The following is a 14,217-nucleotide window of genomic DNA, read 5'->3' on the forward strand; positions in this document are numbered from 1 at the left end:
ACGAGGAGGCCGCCGCAAGGCGGCTTCCGTGCATCTGAATCCCTGAACTGGCCATCATGACCCACGCACCGCTGATCCACCCGCTGCCGCACCCGATCGATCTGCTGGCCCTGCAGCAGCACGACCCGGCACGCTTCCCGCTGCTGATGGAATCCACCGCCTCGGGCACCGCCCAGGGCCGCTGGAGCCTGCTGCTGGCCGCGCAGGGCGATTGCCTGCGGCTGGATGCCGATGGCCAGGTGCGCGACCTGCAGGGTGCCGTGCAGCCCGGCACGTTCCTGCAGGCGCTGGATCGCGCCTGGCAGCACGAACGCCTGCCGCACGACGGCAGCCACAGCCTGCCGTTCCGCGGCGGCTGGGCGTTGATGCTGGACTACGAAGTGGCCAGCCAGATCGAACCGGTGCTGCCGGCGCGCGCGCGCGAGGACGGCCGCTCGACCGCGCTGGCGCTGCGCTGCCCGGCCGCCGTGCTGCATGACCATCACAACGACGCCAGTTTCATCATCGCCGAAGCCGGTGAGCAGGCCCTGCTGGAGGCGCTGGTGACCTTGGCGTCGCAGGCGCTGCCGGAGGCCGGGCAGGGCTGGCAGCCGCCGCAGTCGGTGGGCGAGGATGCGCCGCAGCGCTTCACCGACGGCGTGCGCCGGGTGATCGACTACCTGCGTGCCGGCGATGTGTTCCAGGTGAACCTGTCGCGGCGCTGGAGCGCGCAGTTCGCTGCGCCGGTCAGCCCGCAGGCGCTGTACGCGCAGCTGCGCCGTGCCAACCCGGCACCGTTCGCCGGCTTGTTCAGCGCGCACGGCCGCCACGTGGTCAGCTCCTCGCCGGAGCGGCTGGTGTCGGTGCATGCCGGCCACGCGCAGACGCGTCCGATTGCCGGCACGCGTCCGCGCTTCGAGGGCGACGATGATGCCGCGCGCATCCAGGAGCTGGTCGGCCACCCGAAGGAGCGTGCCGAGCACGTGATGCTGATCGACCTGGAACGCAATGACCTGGGCCGCATCTGCCTGCCCGGTACCGTGGTGGTCGATGAGCTGATGACCGTGGAGAGCTACGCGCATGTGCACCACATCGTCAGCAACGTCAGCGGCCACCTGCGTCCGGAGGTCACGCCCGGCGAGGTGATCGCCGCCACGTTCCCGGGCGGCACCATCACCGGCTGCCCCAAGGTGCGCTGCATGCAGATCATCAGCGAGCTGGAGCAGGTGCCGCGCGGTGCCTACACCGGCGCGTTCGGCTGGCTGAACCGCGATGGCGACCTGGACCTGAACATCCTGATCCGTACCGCCGAAGTGGATGGCCACGAGGTGAGCTTCCGCACCGGCGCCGGCATCGTGGTTGATTCGGACCCGGACAAGGAACTGGACGAGACCCGCGCGAAGGCCCGCGGCCTGCTGCGCGCGCTCGGCCAGCAGGGGTAGTGCCGGGCGCTGGCCGGCAACCTCATTCGTCCACGATCCGCGCGATTGCCGGCCAGCGGCCGGCACTACCGGGTGCCTGCGCCACCCCGGTCATGACCCCGATCCACCGGCACGGTATCCTGCACGACGGAATCGAGTTCAGAGGTAGTCCATGGCGGGAGCCAAGCGCGGGTGTCTGTTCGTGGTAACGCTGGTGGTGGTGCTGGCCGCCGTCGTGGCCGGCGCGGGCGCGTGGTTCTTCTACCAGCAGACCCGCTTCGCCGATGCCCCGATCACCCCGTCCGCCGAGAGCGTGGTCATCGCCAGCGGCGATGGCATGAACAGCGTGCTGCGCAAGCTGCGCGATGCCGGCGTGGACGAGGGCCAGGACGCCCAGTGGCAGCTGCTGGCGCGCCAGCTCGATGCCGCCGGCAAGCTGAAGGTGGGCGAGTATGCGCTCAGTGGCGAGCTGACCCCGCGCGAGCTGCTGCTGCGCATGCGCGCCGGCAAGGTGCTGCAGCACCGCGTCACGATTGTCGAGGGCTGGAACATCCGCCAGCTGCGTGCCGCACTCAAGCGCGCCGAACCGCTGCTGCACACCACCGACACGCTTGATGACGCCGCGCTGATGCAGCGCCTCGGCTTCGGTGGCCAGCATCCGGAAGGCCGCTTCCTGCCGGAGACCTACGTCTACCAGCGCGGCGACAGCGACCTGGACGTGCTCAAGCGCGCCCACGCCGCAATGGAAAAGGCGCTGGACGAGGCCTGGGAAAGCCGCGCGCCGGACCTGCCGATCAACACGCCCTACGAACTGCTGACGCTGGCCTCGATCATCGAAAAGGAAACCGCGCTGGCCAGCGAGCGCCCGCAGATTGCCGGGGTGTTCATGCGCCGCCTGAAGATCGGCATGCGCCTGCAGACCGACCCGACCGTGATCTACGGCCTCGGTGCTGCGTATGACGGCAACATCCGCCGTCGCGACCTGACCACCGACACCCCCTACAACACCTACACCCGTGCCGGCCTGACCCCGACCCCGATCGCCATGCCCAGCCGTGACGCGCTGATGGCCGCCGCACAGCCGGCGCCGGGCGACGCGCTGTACTTCGTCGCCGTGGGCGATGGCAGCGGCGCGCACGTGTTCTCGCCCAGCCTGGACCAGCACAACGCCGCCGTGGCGCGCTACCTGCAGCAGCTGCGCCAGCAACGTACCCAGGAGACCCCGGCGCAATGAGTCCCGCGCTGCTTCGCCACCCGCGTTTCGTCAGCCTGGAAGGCGGCGAGGGCGCGGGCAAGACCACCGCCATCAATGCCATCCGTGAGTGCCTGCGCGGCCACGGCCACGAGGTGGTGCTGACCCGTGAACCCGGCGGCACGCCACTGGCCGAGCGCATCCGCGGCCTGGTGCTGAAACCCGATGCCGAGATCGCCGCCGAACCGCTCAGCGCCGAAGCCGAGCTGCTGCTGGTATTCGCCGCGCGCGCGCAGCACGTGCGCCAGGTGATCCAGCCAGCACTGCAGCGCGGCGCCTATGTGCTGAGCGATCGTTTCACCGATTCCAGCTATGCCTACCAGGGCGGTGGCCGTGGCCTGGATCCGCAGTGGATTGCCGATCTGGAGCGCCGCGCGGTCGGCCTGTTGCCGGGGCTGACCCTGCTGCTGGACGTGGACGTGGCCATAGGCCGCGCGCGCGCCAACGGCCGTGACCTGTGGCCGGACCGCATCGAGAGCGAGCAGGACGATTTCTTCCAGCGCGTGCGCGAAGTGTTCCGCAGCCGCGCACAGCAGGACCCGCAGCGCTTTGCGTTGATCGACGCCGGCCAGGTGCAGGAACGCGTGGCCGCCGACGTGGTTGCGCGTGTCGAGCGCTGGCTGCAGGGCGGGGAGGGCGCATGAGTACCTTTTCACCGTGGCAGCAGCGCGCGTTCGAGCAGACGGTGGCCGCGCTCGACGCCGGTCGCCTCGGTCATGGCCTGCTGATCTGCGGTCCGGCCGGGTTGGGCAAGCATGAGGTGGCGCTGGCGTTGGCCGACCACGTGCTGGCGCAGGGCGATGCAGCCCACGCCACGCGCACGCGCCAGCTGATCGCAGCGGGTACACACCCGGACCTGCAGCTGGTCAGCTTCATTCCGAACAAGAGCGGCGACAAGCTGCGCACCGAGATCGTGATCGAGCAGGTGCGCGAGATCACCGACAAGCTGGCGCTGACCCCACAGTACGGCGTGGCGCAGGTGGTGATCGTCGACCCGGCCGATGCGATCAACCGCTCGGCGGCCAACGCACTGCTGAAGACGCTGGAAGAGCCGCAGCCCGGCCGCTACCTGTGGCTGATCAGCAGCGACCCGGCACGCTTGCCGCAGACCATCCGCAGCCGCTGCCAGCGCCTGGAATTCAAGTTGCCGCCGCCGCACGAAGCACTGGCCTGGCTGCAGCAGCAGGGCCATAGCGAGGCATCGGCGCGCGAAGCGCTGGACGCCGCCCGCGGCCATCCCGGCCAGGCCGACAACTGGCTGCGCGAAGACGGCCTGAGCCTGCGCCGCGAAGTCGGTCGAGATCTGGAACAGCTGGTCACCGGCAAGACCGGCGCGGTGGAGCTGGCGCAGAAGTGGTGCGGTGACGACAACGCGGCGCTGCGCCTGCGCTTTGCCGCCGACCTGGCACTGGCCCAGGCCAGCACCGATGCCTTGACCACGCCGGAGCGATTGCACAAGCTTGCAGCCTGGTTCGATGCGGCCAACCGCACCCGCGACCTGCTGCGCACCACGGTGCGTGCAGACCTTGCGGTGGTCGAGTTGCTGCTGGCCTGGAACAAGGTGAACGAGCGGCCTGCCGCAAGGGGAAATCGATGAGTGCCAGCAACGCCCGCCAGGGCATCCTGTCCCTGGCCGTGAAGGACAAAGCCGCGCTGTACAGCGCGTACATGCCGTTCGTGAAGAATGGCGGCATCTTCGTGCCCACGCCCAAGCGCTACTTCCTGGGCGACGAGGTGTTCCTGCTGCTGACCCTGCCCGATTCCAGCGAGCGCCTGCCGGTGGCCGGCAAGGTGATCTGGGTGACCCCGGCAGGCGCGCAGGGCAACCGCACCGCCGGCATCGGCGTGCAGCTGGCCGATGGTGCCGAAGGCGAGGGCGTGCGCCACAAGATCGAGACCCTGCTGGCCGGGCTTACCGGCTCGGACAAGCCGACCCATACGATGTGATTCCGGTAGCGCCGGGCCATGCTCGGCGGAACCACCGAAACACGCGTACCCCGCTGTTCTGTAGAGCCGAGCCATGCTCGGCTGCACATCCCGAGACACCCGTGAACACGAATGTGAAAAAGTGTTGACGGCCTCTGAAAAGCCCCTATAATGAGCGGCTCAGCAACACACCGGGCGGTTAGCTCAGCGGTAGAGCATTGCCTTCACACGGCAAGGGTCACAGGTTCGATCCCTGTACCGCCCACCATGTTGCAGAACGAAAGAAGCCTCCAGAAATGGGGGCTTTTTTGTTACCAGCGATCCAGCAGGATCAGCTGGAAGCACACGCCCTTTCAGCCGTGCCGCTCCAGCAGCTCGCGCGCGATCATCGCCGTGGCATCCAGCAGGTCATGGCCGCTACCCGCCTGCACCACCACCGCCAATAGGCTACGGCCCACCTCGGCATTGCCGCTGGTCAGTTCCATCTCGCCCTCAAAGCACAGATCGGCCAACCATTCATGGGCCTGCTGCAGCCCGCGCTTGCGGACGCGGCGGAACTCCGCGAGCAGCTTCGCCTGGCCGGCCTCCTGCTCACCGTCGGCCAGCAGGCCGATGGCACCGCCGTGCGCCGCGCGCCAGAGGGCCGGTAGCGGGCGACCGTTCGCGTCCACCACGTCCGGCGAGAACTGCGCGCAGTACATTTCGTAGCGCTTGCCCGCTGTGCTGCGGGGCACGATGCCGGCTTCGGCCAGCAGGCGTTCGGCTTCATCCAGTGTGCTGAACTTCAAGCGCAGCAGTGCAGGGCGGCTCAGCTGTTGTGCCAGCGCGTGCTGGTTGGCGGCGAACCAGACGTTCCAGCCCACGGTTGCGCGGCCTTCCAGTGCGGCCTTGAAGTATTCCAGGTGTTCGGCGTCCATTGCGGTCTCCTGCGCTCACTGCGCGATTGTAGCGGGAGCGTATCCGGGCCGGTCAGGCGTCGCCGCCGGAGAGGCAATGATGTGCCTCGCGCACCAGTTGTCGGGCGGCCACGATCAGTCCGTCGATATGGAAGGCGCCCAACTGTTCGTCCGGGCCACCTTCGTTGCGCGCATGGTCGGCGGCCTGCAGCAGGTCGAGCAATGCGCCGAGCCCAGATAGCGAGCGGCGCAACGAAGCGTGATTGCTGGCGCCGAGGGTGAGGCTGATGCACGGCTGTCCGTCATCACCGTCGGCCTGGTTGATCGCATTGAGTCGGGCGAAGAACGTGGCCGACTGCGTCGGCAGGTTCTGTTCGTTCAGGGCGCACTCGATCTCGCGTGCGAGGTCCCCGGGCACGTCGGCTGCGACGTCGCCGATAAGCGCGTGCAGGCGGGGATGGACGGCGGTGCGGTTGGTCATGGCGAAACCCTCAGTGGCGTAAGGCCACCTTCCGGAGTGAAGGTGGCGGACGGTGCGGGTTGGCGTACCAAGGCAAACGAACTCCCATCGAGAAGAAGGCCTGGCGGATCTGTCGATCCCCACGCACCGGCCGCCATTGAAGGCAATCGGTGCATTCTCTCTGCTGCGACGTAAACCGCAGCGATGGGTGTTCATTCGTTTATTCGAGACGCCAATCCCGGCCAAGGCGTCTTGCCTCGGCGCGGGGATCTTCAAGCCGGGCAATCACATCGGTCTGTAAGGAAAATTCTCAACTGTCCCTAGGCAGGCCAGACGTTCTCCGATGTGTGTCGTTCGACACGCGCGAGTAGTGCGGCCCATCACTGATGGCGCGCATCGCCGCCCCTACCGACCGTGCACAAGACGACTCCAGAGCGGCGCCGCCATGGCAATCGCGTCACCCCGCGCGGCGGAGGCGGGAACATGCCACGCATGGAGCCAGAGGGTTCCATCCCTGCGCTGTCCCGCGGCCCCGGGCAGGCGTAGTCTCAGCCTGTCGTCGTACCCATCCACTCTGGAGTGCCACCATGCCGCTTGCCCGCATCGATCTCCGCAAAGGTAAATCCGCCGACTACCTGCAACGCGTCGGCGAAACCATCTACCAGGCCATGCGCGCGGTGGGCGTTCCGGAAAACGACCGCTTCCAGATCTTCCAGGAACACGCGCCCGGCACGCTGATCTACGACCCCGGCTACTTGGGCGTGGATCGCACCGACGACTTCATCTGCATCCAGATCACCTGGAACGAAGGGCGCACGCTCGAGCAGAAAAAGGCGTTGTACGCCGGCATCGCCGATGGACTGTATGCGGCGGTGGGCATCCGCCGCGAGGATGTGTTCATCAATCTGGTGGAAGTGAAGAAGGAGAACTGGTCGTTCGGGAACGGTCAGGCGCAGTACGTGAGTTGATGCGGGAACGGTGTCAGCGCCTGATGCGGCTGGGTCAGGCCATGCGCGGCGACGCCTGCTGTTGTGCCTGTTGCTCGTCCTGCGCCAGCCGACTTGCGTCGCGGGATTGCTGCTGCACATTGGCCTGCTGATACAGCGTATCCGCGTCGCCCTGCTGCGTATCGAGCAGGGACAGGCGCTGGCGATTGGCGGCTGGGTCCGGCGAGGCGGTGTCGCCGCTGCGATGCAGGAATACGTAGCCGGGTGCCTCGGCGGTGCTGTTTGAACTGAATGCCACCTGCAGCGTGTCCTTTTCGCTGAAGCCGGCCTGCACCGCCGCGTGGGTCAGATGGCCGGCCAGTCGTTCGTGCTCCTGTCCGGGGGGCAGTCCCTGCTGTTCGCTGGCCTGGGCGAGTGCGGTACGCACTTTCTGGTCCAAGGCATGAAGGCTGTGCCCCGGTGCGCGCGCGTCCGCAGCCAGACGCTCGCCCAAGGGGCCATCAATGCCATCGGTTTCGCTGAGCAGACGCTGCTTCAAGCTGCGCTCGGGCAGGGGATGAGTGGTGGTGCGGTTGAGTTCGCTGTTGGGGAAAGGCGGCTCAATGCTGTCCACGCCATGGATGTTGCGCAGCGGACGATAGCCGTCCTTGCCCTGTGACTGGACGCCCAGCGGAATGCGGACGTCTGGCAGCAATTGGCCAACAGGGCCGCCGATGCTGTTCACGTCCAGGCTGTGCTTGCGCTGGATGCCGGCATGATTCAATGCGCCCCAGGCGAAGTCCACACAGTTGTGGCGCACGTCGGCATAGTGCTTGCTGAAGCCGTGCGCCACTGGATCGTCGCCGAACGCCTTGAGCTTGTTGTACTGGGCTTCGGTGATTTCCAGAGAGCGCGTGTAATGCGGGTTCTTGTAGGTCTTTGCATCGCTGTCCACGATGTCGCCCGGTCCGTTCATGCTGCCGTGCTCGATCGGTGCAAAGCCGTAGCTCGCCGGATCTTTTCCCGGTGCTCGCAGGACGTAGAACATGTGTCCCGGCCCGGATGTCTGCGGGGAACCATCCGGATTACGCAGCGGCTGCTGCGTTACCGGGTCGAGAAGCGGTGTTCCCGGCGCCGCAATGACGATATCGACGATGTAGCGTGGCTTGTCCATGTGCGTGTGATCCTCCTGGAAGGTGTACGAAGGCGCTGCGCTACTTGGCGAGCGGACGCGATTCGTGAATCAGTATCCTGGCGCTTGCGCCACGAAGCGGTGCGATGTCTTCAACCGTGCTGATCTGGACCCGATAGCGGCTACGCGCCTGCAACGGCAGCAACGCGACATGGAGTCGATAGGCCCCGTCGCTGCCTCGTTGGGTCTGAGCGTAGTTCAGTCCCGCATCGCGGTGCCAGTCTGGCAGTGGCTGGCCAGATTGCGACTGTGCGATCTGGTAGGCGTCGGGGCTTGCCAGCGACTGCCACGTGCCGCCGGACCATTGCTGAAGTCCAACGCGTAAAGGAATGTGCAGGTCGCGCGGAGAAGCAGCATCTGGCGACGGGGAGACGTGCTGCAGATCCAGCTCCACCGCATATGTACGGTAGCTGGCAAAATTGCGCGCCGTGGTTTCGAACTCGAACTGCACCTGCTGGCCAGGCGCGTCCACGGCGATGGGTTGTGAGAGTTCCAGCGGCTCTGGCGGTGGGGGCGGCCCGTTGTCGGCGCAGGCGGCAAGCAGCGCGGTCAGGCCGAGCAGGCTGATGCGCTGCCAGTGTGTGATGCGGGTGGTCATGCGGATTCCTGTGGCTCCTTGCCGTGGCCAATTGAACCCTAACGTTGGCGAGGCAGAGCCCGCAAGCGCAGAGACCGCGGTGCGGTCCATTCACATGTCGCCGCGCGAGGCGAGCCCCTGCGTCACCGTGTCGCAGGGGGCAAACCCTGAACGCGGTCCAAGGTTGACCGTGGCCCCGTAGAATGGCGGCGTGCGTCATTCTGTCCTCCACCGCCGGTTCCAGGCCCTGGCATGGCTCGCCATGCTGCTGGTGCTGCTCGCCCCGCTGGTGAGCCGCTGGCTGGCGCATGGTCACGTGGCTGCCGCGGCACCGGTGGCGGCCATGGACCACGCAATGCACGCAGAGCACGCGCAGCACGCGATGGAAGGCCATCACGACCATCACGCGATGGCGATGCCGCACGGCGAGACCGCAAAGAAGCCGCCCGCCGATCCACATGCCGATCATGAGATGGGTGTGGACTGCGATTACTGCCTGATCGCTGCACGGCTGATCACCCTGCTGGTGGCGGCCGTGCTGCTGTTGGCGCCGATGGCACCGGTGTGCCGCGCACTGCGCGGCGCGGTGCGGGCGTTGCCGCAACGGATCAGCGGCACATTGGGCGCGCGTGGGCCGCCGGCACTGATGGCTGCCTGAGCCGCACGCGCGCTGCATTGAACGTTCCCCCATGAGGTTGCCGGCCACGGCCGGTGCCCGCACGCGCGTGTTTGTCCCTTTCTGATTGCTGCCCTGCCATTGCGGGGTGGCCTTGCATGCCGTGAACAAATGAAAACGAACCCCAACTCCGCGCGCCTGCGCCGGGCGACGCTGCCTGTCGCTTGCGCGCTGCTGCTGCACTCCGCTTCTGCCCTTGCTGCCGACGTGGCACCCCCGACCACGCTGGATGCCGTACGCGTGATCGATACCCGCAGAGGCGAGCTGTCCTCCACCGCCAGCGCCGGCTCTGCATTGGGCCTGAGCGTGCTGCAGACACCTGCCAGCCTGACGGTGATTTCGCGCGAACAACTGGAGCAGCGCGGCGACAGCAACCTCAACGATGCGATCAGCCGGGCGGGTGCGATCAGTGCCATGCCGCACCCGGGCAACGGCTTGAGCGCGCTTTCCAGCCGTGGCTTCACCGACGGTGCTTCGGTGATGCGGCTGTACGACGGGCTGCGCCAGTACGGCGGCGTGGGCATCACCTTCCCGTTCGATACCTGGTCGATCGAGCGCATCGAAGTGCTGCGCGGGCCGGCCTCGGTGATCCATGGCGATGGTGCGATCGGCGGGGTGATCAACATCGTGCCGAAGAAGCCCTCGCGCGGTGCCATCGAGAACGAGATCAGCGTGACCGTGGGCAGCGAGGACACCGCGCGGCTGGGCTTCGGCAGTGGTGGCGCGCTGGCGTCCGGGCTGGCCTACCGGCTGGATGTGAGTGGCAACTACAGCGGTGGCTGGGTCGACCGTGGCCGCAACAACGATGCGACGTTCTCCGGTGCGTTGCTGTGGCAGGCTCGCCCGGACCTGCAGCTGACGCTCACCCATGCGCAGGGCTACCAGCAACCGATGCGCTACTTCGGCACGCCGCTGGTCGAGGGCCGCCAGCTGGAGGCGCTGCGCCACCGCAACTACAACGTGGACGACAGCGAAATCCGCTTCCGCGACCGCTGGACGCAGCTCGATGCGCAGTGGACGCCGAACGCGAACGTTGACTGGCGCACGCGCCTCTACCAGATCGACAGCCAGCGCGATTGGCGCAACGCCGAGGCCTATGTCTACAACCCGCGAACCGGGTTGGTCGACCGCTCGGGTAACACCCAGATCACCCACAACCAGGACCAGACGGGGCTGACCTCGACGCTGCGCGCGCAGGGCAATGTGGGCGCTTGGGCGAACAGCTTCACGGTGGGCCTGGACGCCAACCGCGCGCACTTCAAGCACACCAATAACACCTATGCCGGCAGCTCGGGCCCGGTCGATCCGTTCGATCCTGTCCCGGGGCAGTTCGCCAGCGATGCGCCGAACCTGCCGCGCTATCGCAACCGTGCCGAGCAGTACGCGCTGTTCGTGGAAGACCGGTTGGCGCTGAGCGAGCGCTGGTCGGTGCTGGCTGGCCTGCGCCACGATCGCGCGCGCATCGATCGCACCGATCTGATCAGTGGCCAGAACGCGTTCTCGAAAACCTACAGCAGCACCGGCTGGCGCGCCGGCACGGTATTTGCGCTGCAGCCGACGCTGAGCCTGTATGCGCAGTACTCGCAGGCGGCAGATCCGGTCAGCGGGCTGCTGATGATCAGCCCGGCCAATGGAGCGTTCGATCTGGCCAAGGGGCGGCAGATCGAGGTGGGCCTGAAGCAGGCCTTCGACGGTGGCGAGTGGACGCTGGCGGCGTACCGCATCCGCAAGACTGGGCTGCTCAGCCGTGATCCGCTGGTGCCGGATCGCCGGGTGCAGGTGGGCGCGCAGACGTCACGCGGCATCGAGGCATCGTTAAACTGGGCGTTCGCGCCGCGGTGGTCGCTCGATGCCAATGCGACGGTGCTGAAGGCCGAGTTCGAGGAATTCCTGGAAACCACGGGTTCGCCGCCGATGCTGGTCTCGCGTGATGGCAACGTGCCGCCGAACGTAGCCGAGCGCCTGGCCAGTGCGTGGCTCAGCTGGCAATTCGCACCGGAATGGAGTGCGGCGGGTGGCGTTCGCTACGTCGGCAAGCGCTACGCTGACAACGCCAATACACTGGAGCTGCCCGGCTACAGCACCACCGATCTGGCACTGACCTGGCAGGCGGCACCGCGCACGCGGCTGTCCGCGCGGTTGTTCAACGTGTTCGACAAGGCGTACTACGCCACCGCGTACTACACCAGCACCCAGTGGCTGCTGGGGGCGGACCGGCGCGTCGAATTCACCGTCGACCATCGCTTCTGAGGGCGCTGGCGATGTCGCTGCGATCCACCGCCAAGCGCTGGACCTACCTGGTGCATCGTTGGCTGGGCATCGGCGGATGCCTGCTGATGCTGCTGTGGTTCGTCAGCGGCATGGTGATGCTGTTCATTGGTTACCCGAAGCTGACGCCCGGCGAGCGGCTGGCGGCATTGCCAGTGCTGGGTGAGGCCCGCGACCTGCAGGGGCTGTCTGTACTGCCGGCTGCTCTGCAGGCCGAGCCGGAGGCCGTGGCGCTGACCACGCTGCGTGGCGAGCCCGCCTATGTGGTGCGTAGTGGCAGCCACATGGGGGCCTGGTCTGCATACACCGGTCAGGCGCTGCCGCCGGTGTCGGCACAGCGCGCCGAAGCATCCGCTGCACAGTTCGCCGTAGGCCCGGCCTTCGTGGGAGCGATGCGCGTGGAGGAGGACCGCTGGACGCATTCGCGCGCATTGGATGTGCATCGACCGCTCTATCGCGTCGAGGTGGGCGGCGCGCAGCCGGGCGACCTGTATGTGTCCTCGCGTACCGGTGAAGTGGTGCTGGACGCCCCGCATGTGCAGCAGCGCTGGAACTATGTGGGCGCCTGGCTGCACTGGCTGTACTTCCTGCGCATGCAGTCGGTCGACCCGGTGTGGACGTGGGTGGTGATCGTGCTGTCCGCAATGTGCACGGTGGCGGTGATCAGCGGCATCGTGGTGGGAGTGTGGCGCTGGCGTTTCCGTGGGCACTATCGTTCCGGTGCGAAGACGCCGTACGTGGAGTCGTGGATGCGCTGGCACCATCTGATCGGATTGTGTGCTGCGGCCTTCGTGTTCACCTGGATCTTCAGCGGCCTGATGTCGATGAATCCATTGGGCGTCTTCAGCAGCACGCGGGAGGCGATCGATGTTGAGCACTACCGTGGCGGCGCGGTGGCGGTGGACGGTGCGCTGGGTGATCCTGACACGCTTCTGGCAGTGGCCGAAGCCGCGCGCTTTCAGCCGGTGGAGATTCAGTGGCGACGGATCAGTGGTGAACTGTTTGCGGTGCTGCTGGACGGGCAGGGTCATACTCGCATCGTGTCCGGCAGCAATGGGCATCTGCAGGTTACGCGGTTGCTGCCGGCAGCTTGGCTGCAGCAGAAGGTGCGTGCGTTGTCCGATGCACCGATGCAGGGCTTCGTGGTGCAGCATGCAGCGGATGCGTACTTCTATCCGCGTGCGCCCGAGGCCATGAATGGTGCAGCGGTACGCCGCTTCCCGGTGGCCGTGGTGGACTTTGGTGATGCCGAGGCGACGTGCGTCTATCTCGACCTGGCTACGGGCGATCCGTTGCTGACGATGGGTCATCGCGAGCGGGTGGGGCGCTGGTTGTTCTACTTCCTGCACAGCTGGGATCTGCCTGCGATGCTGCGCCAGGAAGGTGTCCGGTTGGCGGTGTTGCTGCTGCTGAGCGCTGCTGGCACCGCGCTGTGCGCCACGGCGACGGTGATCGGCTACCGGCGCGTGCGGATGAAGCTGCGCCGCAGGCGGCGTTGATGCGCCGCGCTACACCTGCAGCCAACGCGTGGACACGGCCACCAGCAACAAGGCCGTGGCCACGCCGATGAACGCGGCGATCAGTCCGAAATGATCTGCGGCGAAGCCGATCAGCGCCGGCCCGGCAAGGATGCCGGCAAAGCCGAGCGTGGACACGGCAGTGATCGCCAGTGCGCCGGGCATGCGGGTCTGGTGGCCGGCCAGCGAGAACAGTGCGGGGGCGATGTTGGCGCAACCGAGGCCGACCAGCACATAGCCCGCCAGCGACGCCTGCCACGGCGTGACCAGGGTCAGCACCAGTACGCCCGCGGCGGCGAGCAACGCGCCGAACACGATCGCGCGCTGGCGGCCCACGCGTGCCACCAGTGCATCGCCGAACAGGCGCGCGACGGTCATCGTCAGGGTGAAGGTCACATAGCCGATGCCGGCGAGGCTGGCATCGACGCGGCGCACGTCGCTGAGAAATACCGCGCTCCAGTCGAGCATCGCACCTTCGCCGAGGAAGGCGACGAACGCCAGCACGCCGATGAACAGCACGATGCCGTGCGGCAGGACCAGCATGGGCGTGTCATGCGGCATGCGTTCGCTGTGCCAGTACGCCGCTGACAGCAGCATCACCAGCAGCATGGCACCAACGCCGACCAGCACGGATACCAAGGTAGGCAGATGGGCAGACAGCAGCACGGTCATGGTGGCCGCGCCGAGGAAGCCGCCGATGCTGAAGAAGGCATGGAAGCCGGACATCATCACGCGCCGTGCTTCGCGCTCGACAATGACCGCCTGCACGTTCATCGTGCAGTCCATCGCGCCCACGGCGGCGCCGAACACGAACAGCACCAGCCCCAGTTTCCAGGCCGAGCCGGCCAGGGCCAGGCCGGGCACGGTCAGGCAGATCAGCAGACTGCTGGCCACCATCACCCGGCGGCAACCGAGGCGCGCGGCCAGCACACCGGACAACGGCATCGCCAGCAGCGAACCGGCACCGAGGCAGAGCAGCACCAGCCCCAGCGTGGCGTCATTGATCCCGGTGCGTGCCTTGGCGAACGGCACCAGGGTGGCCCACAGCGCGGTGGCGAAGCCGGGAATGAAGAACGCAGCGCGGGTCGCGTGCTGTTCGGCACGCGCGCGGTTGGCAACGGACATGA

General features: G+C 67.2%; 14 protein-coding genes and 1 tRNA gene. 10 read left to right on the forward strand and 5 right to left on the reverse strand.

The genetic code is table 11. From position 1 onward, the window contains the following. The first annotated feature begins 56 nt into the window (after positions 1 to 56). From ROV93_RS12970 to ROV93_RS12995, 6 genes are all read left to right on the forward strand, one after another. Complete coding sequence (locus tag ROV93_RS12970; protein WP_072168231.1) at positions 57 to 1,421, forward strand: aminodeoxychorismate synthase component I; 1,365 nt, start codon at positions 57 to 59, stop codon at positions 1,419 to 1,421. 151 nt (positions 1,422 to 1,572) lie between these two features. After that, complete coding sequence (gene mltG / locus ROV93_RS12975) at positions 1,573 to 2,634, forward strand: endolytic transglycosylase MltG (protein WP_072168230.1); 1,062 nt, start codon at positions 1,573 to 1,575, stop codon at positions 2,632 to 2,634. Further along, positions 2,631 to 3,296, forward strand: coding sequence for a dTMP kinase (gene tmk / locus ROV93_RS12980; RefSeq protein ID WP_072168229.1), 666 nt, complete (start codon positions 2,631 to 2,633; stop codon positions 3,294 to 3,296). Before mltG ends, tmk begins: the two co-directional genes overlap by 4 nt. Then, positions 3,293 to 4,249, forward strand: a complete 957-nt coding sequence (locus ROV93_RS12985; protein ID WP_072168228.1) for a DNA polymerase III subunit delta' — start codon at positions 3,293 to 3,295, stop codon at positions 4,247 to 4,249. The genes tmk and ROV93_RS12985 overlap by 4 nt, the downstream gene beginning before the upstream one ends. After that, on the forward strand, positions 4,246 to 4,599 hold the full coding sequence (locus tag ROV93_RS12990; protein WP_005412452.1) for a PilZ domain-containing protein: 354 nt from the start codon (positions 4,246 to 4,248) through the stop codon (positions 4,597 to 4,599). The genes ROV93_RS12985 and ROV93_RS12990 overlap by 4 nt, the downstream gene beginning before the upstream one ends. A gap of 172 nt (positions 4,600 to 4,771) precedes the next feature. Next, a tRNA-Val gene (locus ROV93_RS12995) sits at positions 4,772 to 4,846 on the forward strand. An 85-nt stretch (positions 4,847 to 4,931) separates the two neighbouring features. Here ROV93_RS12995 and ROV93_RS13000 read toward each other — a convergent pair. Continuing rightward, complete coding sequence (locus tag ROV93_RS13000) at positions 4,932 to 5,495, reverse strand: hypothetical protein (RefSeq protein ID WP_005415515.1); 564 nt, start codon at positions 5,493 to 5,495, stop codon at positions 4,932 to 4,934. Between the two features lie 52 nt (positions 5,496 to 5,547). Continuing rightward, on the reverse strand, positions 5,548 to 5,955 hold the full coding sequence (locus ROV93_RS13005; protein WP_072168227.1) for a hypothetical protein: 408 nt from the start codon (positions 5,953 to 5,955) through the stop codon (positions 5,548 to 5,550). 566 nt (positions 5,956 to 6,521) lie between these two features. Between ROV93_RS13005 and ROV93_RS13010 the strand changes: the two genes are divergently transcribed. Beyond that, entirely contained in the window at positions 6,522 to 6,902 is a 381-nt protein-coding gene (locus tag ROV93_RS13010; RefSeq protein WP_088497806.1) for a tautomerase family protein, read from the forward strand. Positions 6,903 to 6,936: 34 nt separating this feature from the next. Here the strand turns inward: ROV93_RS13010 and ROV93_RS13015 are convergent, their stop codons facing one another. Continuing rightward, the gene (locus tag ROV93_RS13015) at positions 6,937 to 8,034 is read right to left on the reverse strand and encodes an XVIPCD domain-containing protein (protein WP_088497805.1); all 1,098 of its coding nucleotides are present in this window, start codon (positions 8,032 to 8,034) and stop codon (positions 6,937 to 6,939) included. Positions 8,035 to 8,074: 40 nt separating this feature from the next. Next, positions 8,075 to 8,650, reverse strand: a complete 576-nt coding sequence (locus tag ROV93_RS13020) for a hypothetical protein (protein ID WP_072168224.1) — start codon at positions 8,648 to 8,650, stop codon at positions 8,075 to 8,077. A 241-nt stretch (positions 8,651 to 8,891) separates the two neighbouring features. On the opposite strand from ROV93_RS13020, the gene ROV93_RS13025 reads away from it, so the two are divergent. The 3 genes from ROV93_RS13025 to ROV93_RS13035 all read left to right on the forward strand — a co-directional run bounded on the left by ROV93_RS13025 (position 8,892) and on the right by ROV93_RS13035 (position 13,072). Beyond that, on the forward strand, positions 8,892 to 9,287 hold the full coding sequence (locus tag ROV93_RS13025) for a DUF2946 family protein (protein WP_072168223.1): 396 nt from the start codon (positions 8,892 to 8,894) through the stop codon (positions 9,285 to 9,287). Between the two features lie 129 nt (positions 9,288 to 9,416). Continuing rightward, entirely contained in the window at positions 9,417 to 11,555 is a 2,139-nt protein-coding gene (locus ROV93_RS13030) for a TonB-dependent receptor (protein ID WP_072168222.1), read from the forward strand. 11 nt (positions 11,556 to 11,566) lie between these two features. After that, positions 11,567 to 13,072 (forward strand): PepSY domain-containing protein, encoded by a 1,506-nt coding sequence (locus ROV93_RS13035; protein WP_072168221.1) that lies wholly within the window; start codon positions 11,567 to 11,569, stop codon positions 13,070 to 13,072. Positions 13,073 to 13,081: 9 nt separating this feature from the next. Here ROV93_RS13035 and ROV93_RS13040 read toward each other — a convergent pair whose 3' ends face one another. Continuing rightward, positions 13,082 to 14,215, reverse strand: a complete 1,134-nt coding sequence (locus ROV93_RS13040) for an MFS transporter (RefSeq protein WP_072168220.1) — start codon at positions 14,213 to 14,215, stop codon at positions 13,082 to 13,084. Positions 14,216 to 14,217 lie beyond the last annotated feature (2 nt).

This window comes from Stenotrophomonas maltophilia group sp. msm4, from assembly GCF_032025605.1.
Taxonomy (GTDB): Bacteria; Pseudomonadota; Gammaproteobacteria; order Xanthomonadales; family Xanthomonadaceae; genus Stenotrophomonas; species Stenotrophomonas sepilia.

Excerpts from the sequence above, each read along its gene's own strand:
- ROV93_RS13020 (WP_072168224.1), bottom strand. The coding sequence starts at position 8,650 with ATGACCACCCGCATCACACACTGGCAGCGCATCAGCCTGCTCGGCCTG.
- ROV93_RS13030 (WP_072168222.1), top strand. The coding sequence starts at position 9,417 with ATGAAAACGAACCCCAACTCCGCGCGCCTGCGCCGGGCGACGCTGCCT.
- ROV93_RS13000 (WP_005415515.1), bottom strand. The coding sequence starts at position 5,495 with ATGGACGCCGAACACCTGGAATACTTCAAGGCCGCACTGGAAGGCCGC.
- ROV93_RS12970 (WP_072168231.1), top strand. The coding sequence starts at position 57 with ATGACCCACGCACCGCTGATCCACCCGCTGCCGCACCCGATCGATCTG.
- ROV93_RS13015 (WP_088497805.1), bottom strand. The coding sequence starts at position 8,034 with ATGGACAAGCCACGCTACATCGTCGATATCGTCATTGCGGCGCCGGGA.
- tmk (WP_072168229.1), top strand. The coding sequence starts at position 2,631 with ATGAGTCCCGCGCTGCTTCGCCACCCGCGTTTCGTCAGCCTGGAAGGC.
- ROV93_RS13040 (WP_072168220.1), bottom strand. The coding sequence starts at position 14,215 with ATGTCCGTTGCCAACCGCGCGCGTGCCGAACAGCACGCGACCCGCGCT.
- ROV93_RS13010 (WP_088497806.1), top strand. The coding sequence starts at position 6,522 with ATGCCGCTTGCCCGCATCGATCTCCGCAAAGGTAAATCCGCCGACTAC.
- ROV93_RS13025 (WP_072168223.1), top strand. The coding sequence starts at position 8,892 with ATGCTGCTGGTGCTGCTCGCCCCGCTGGTGAGCCGCTGGCTGGCGCAT.
- mltG (WP_072168230.1), top strand. The coding sequence starts at position 1,573 with ATGGCGGGAGCCAAGCGCGGGTGTCTGTTCGTGGTAACGCTGGTGGTG.
- ROV93_RS13005 (WP_072168227.1), bottom strand. The coding sequence starts at position 5,955 with ATGACCAACCGCACCGCCGTCCATCCCCGCCTGCACGCGCTTATCGGC.
- ROV93_RS12990 (WP_005412452.1), top strand. The coding sequence starts at position 4,246 with ATGAGTGCCAGCAACGCCCGCCAGGGCATCCTGTCCCTGGCCGTGAAG.
- ROV93_RS12985 (WP_072168228.1), top strand. The coding sequence starts at position 3,293 with ATGAGTACCTTTTCACCGTGGCAGCAGCGCGCGTTCGAGCAGACGGTG.
- ROV93_RS13035 (WP_072168221.1), top strand. The coding sequence starts at position 11,567 with ATGTCGCTGCGATCCACCGCCAAGCGCTGGACCTACCTGGTGCATCGT.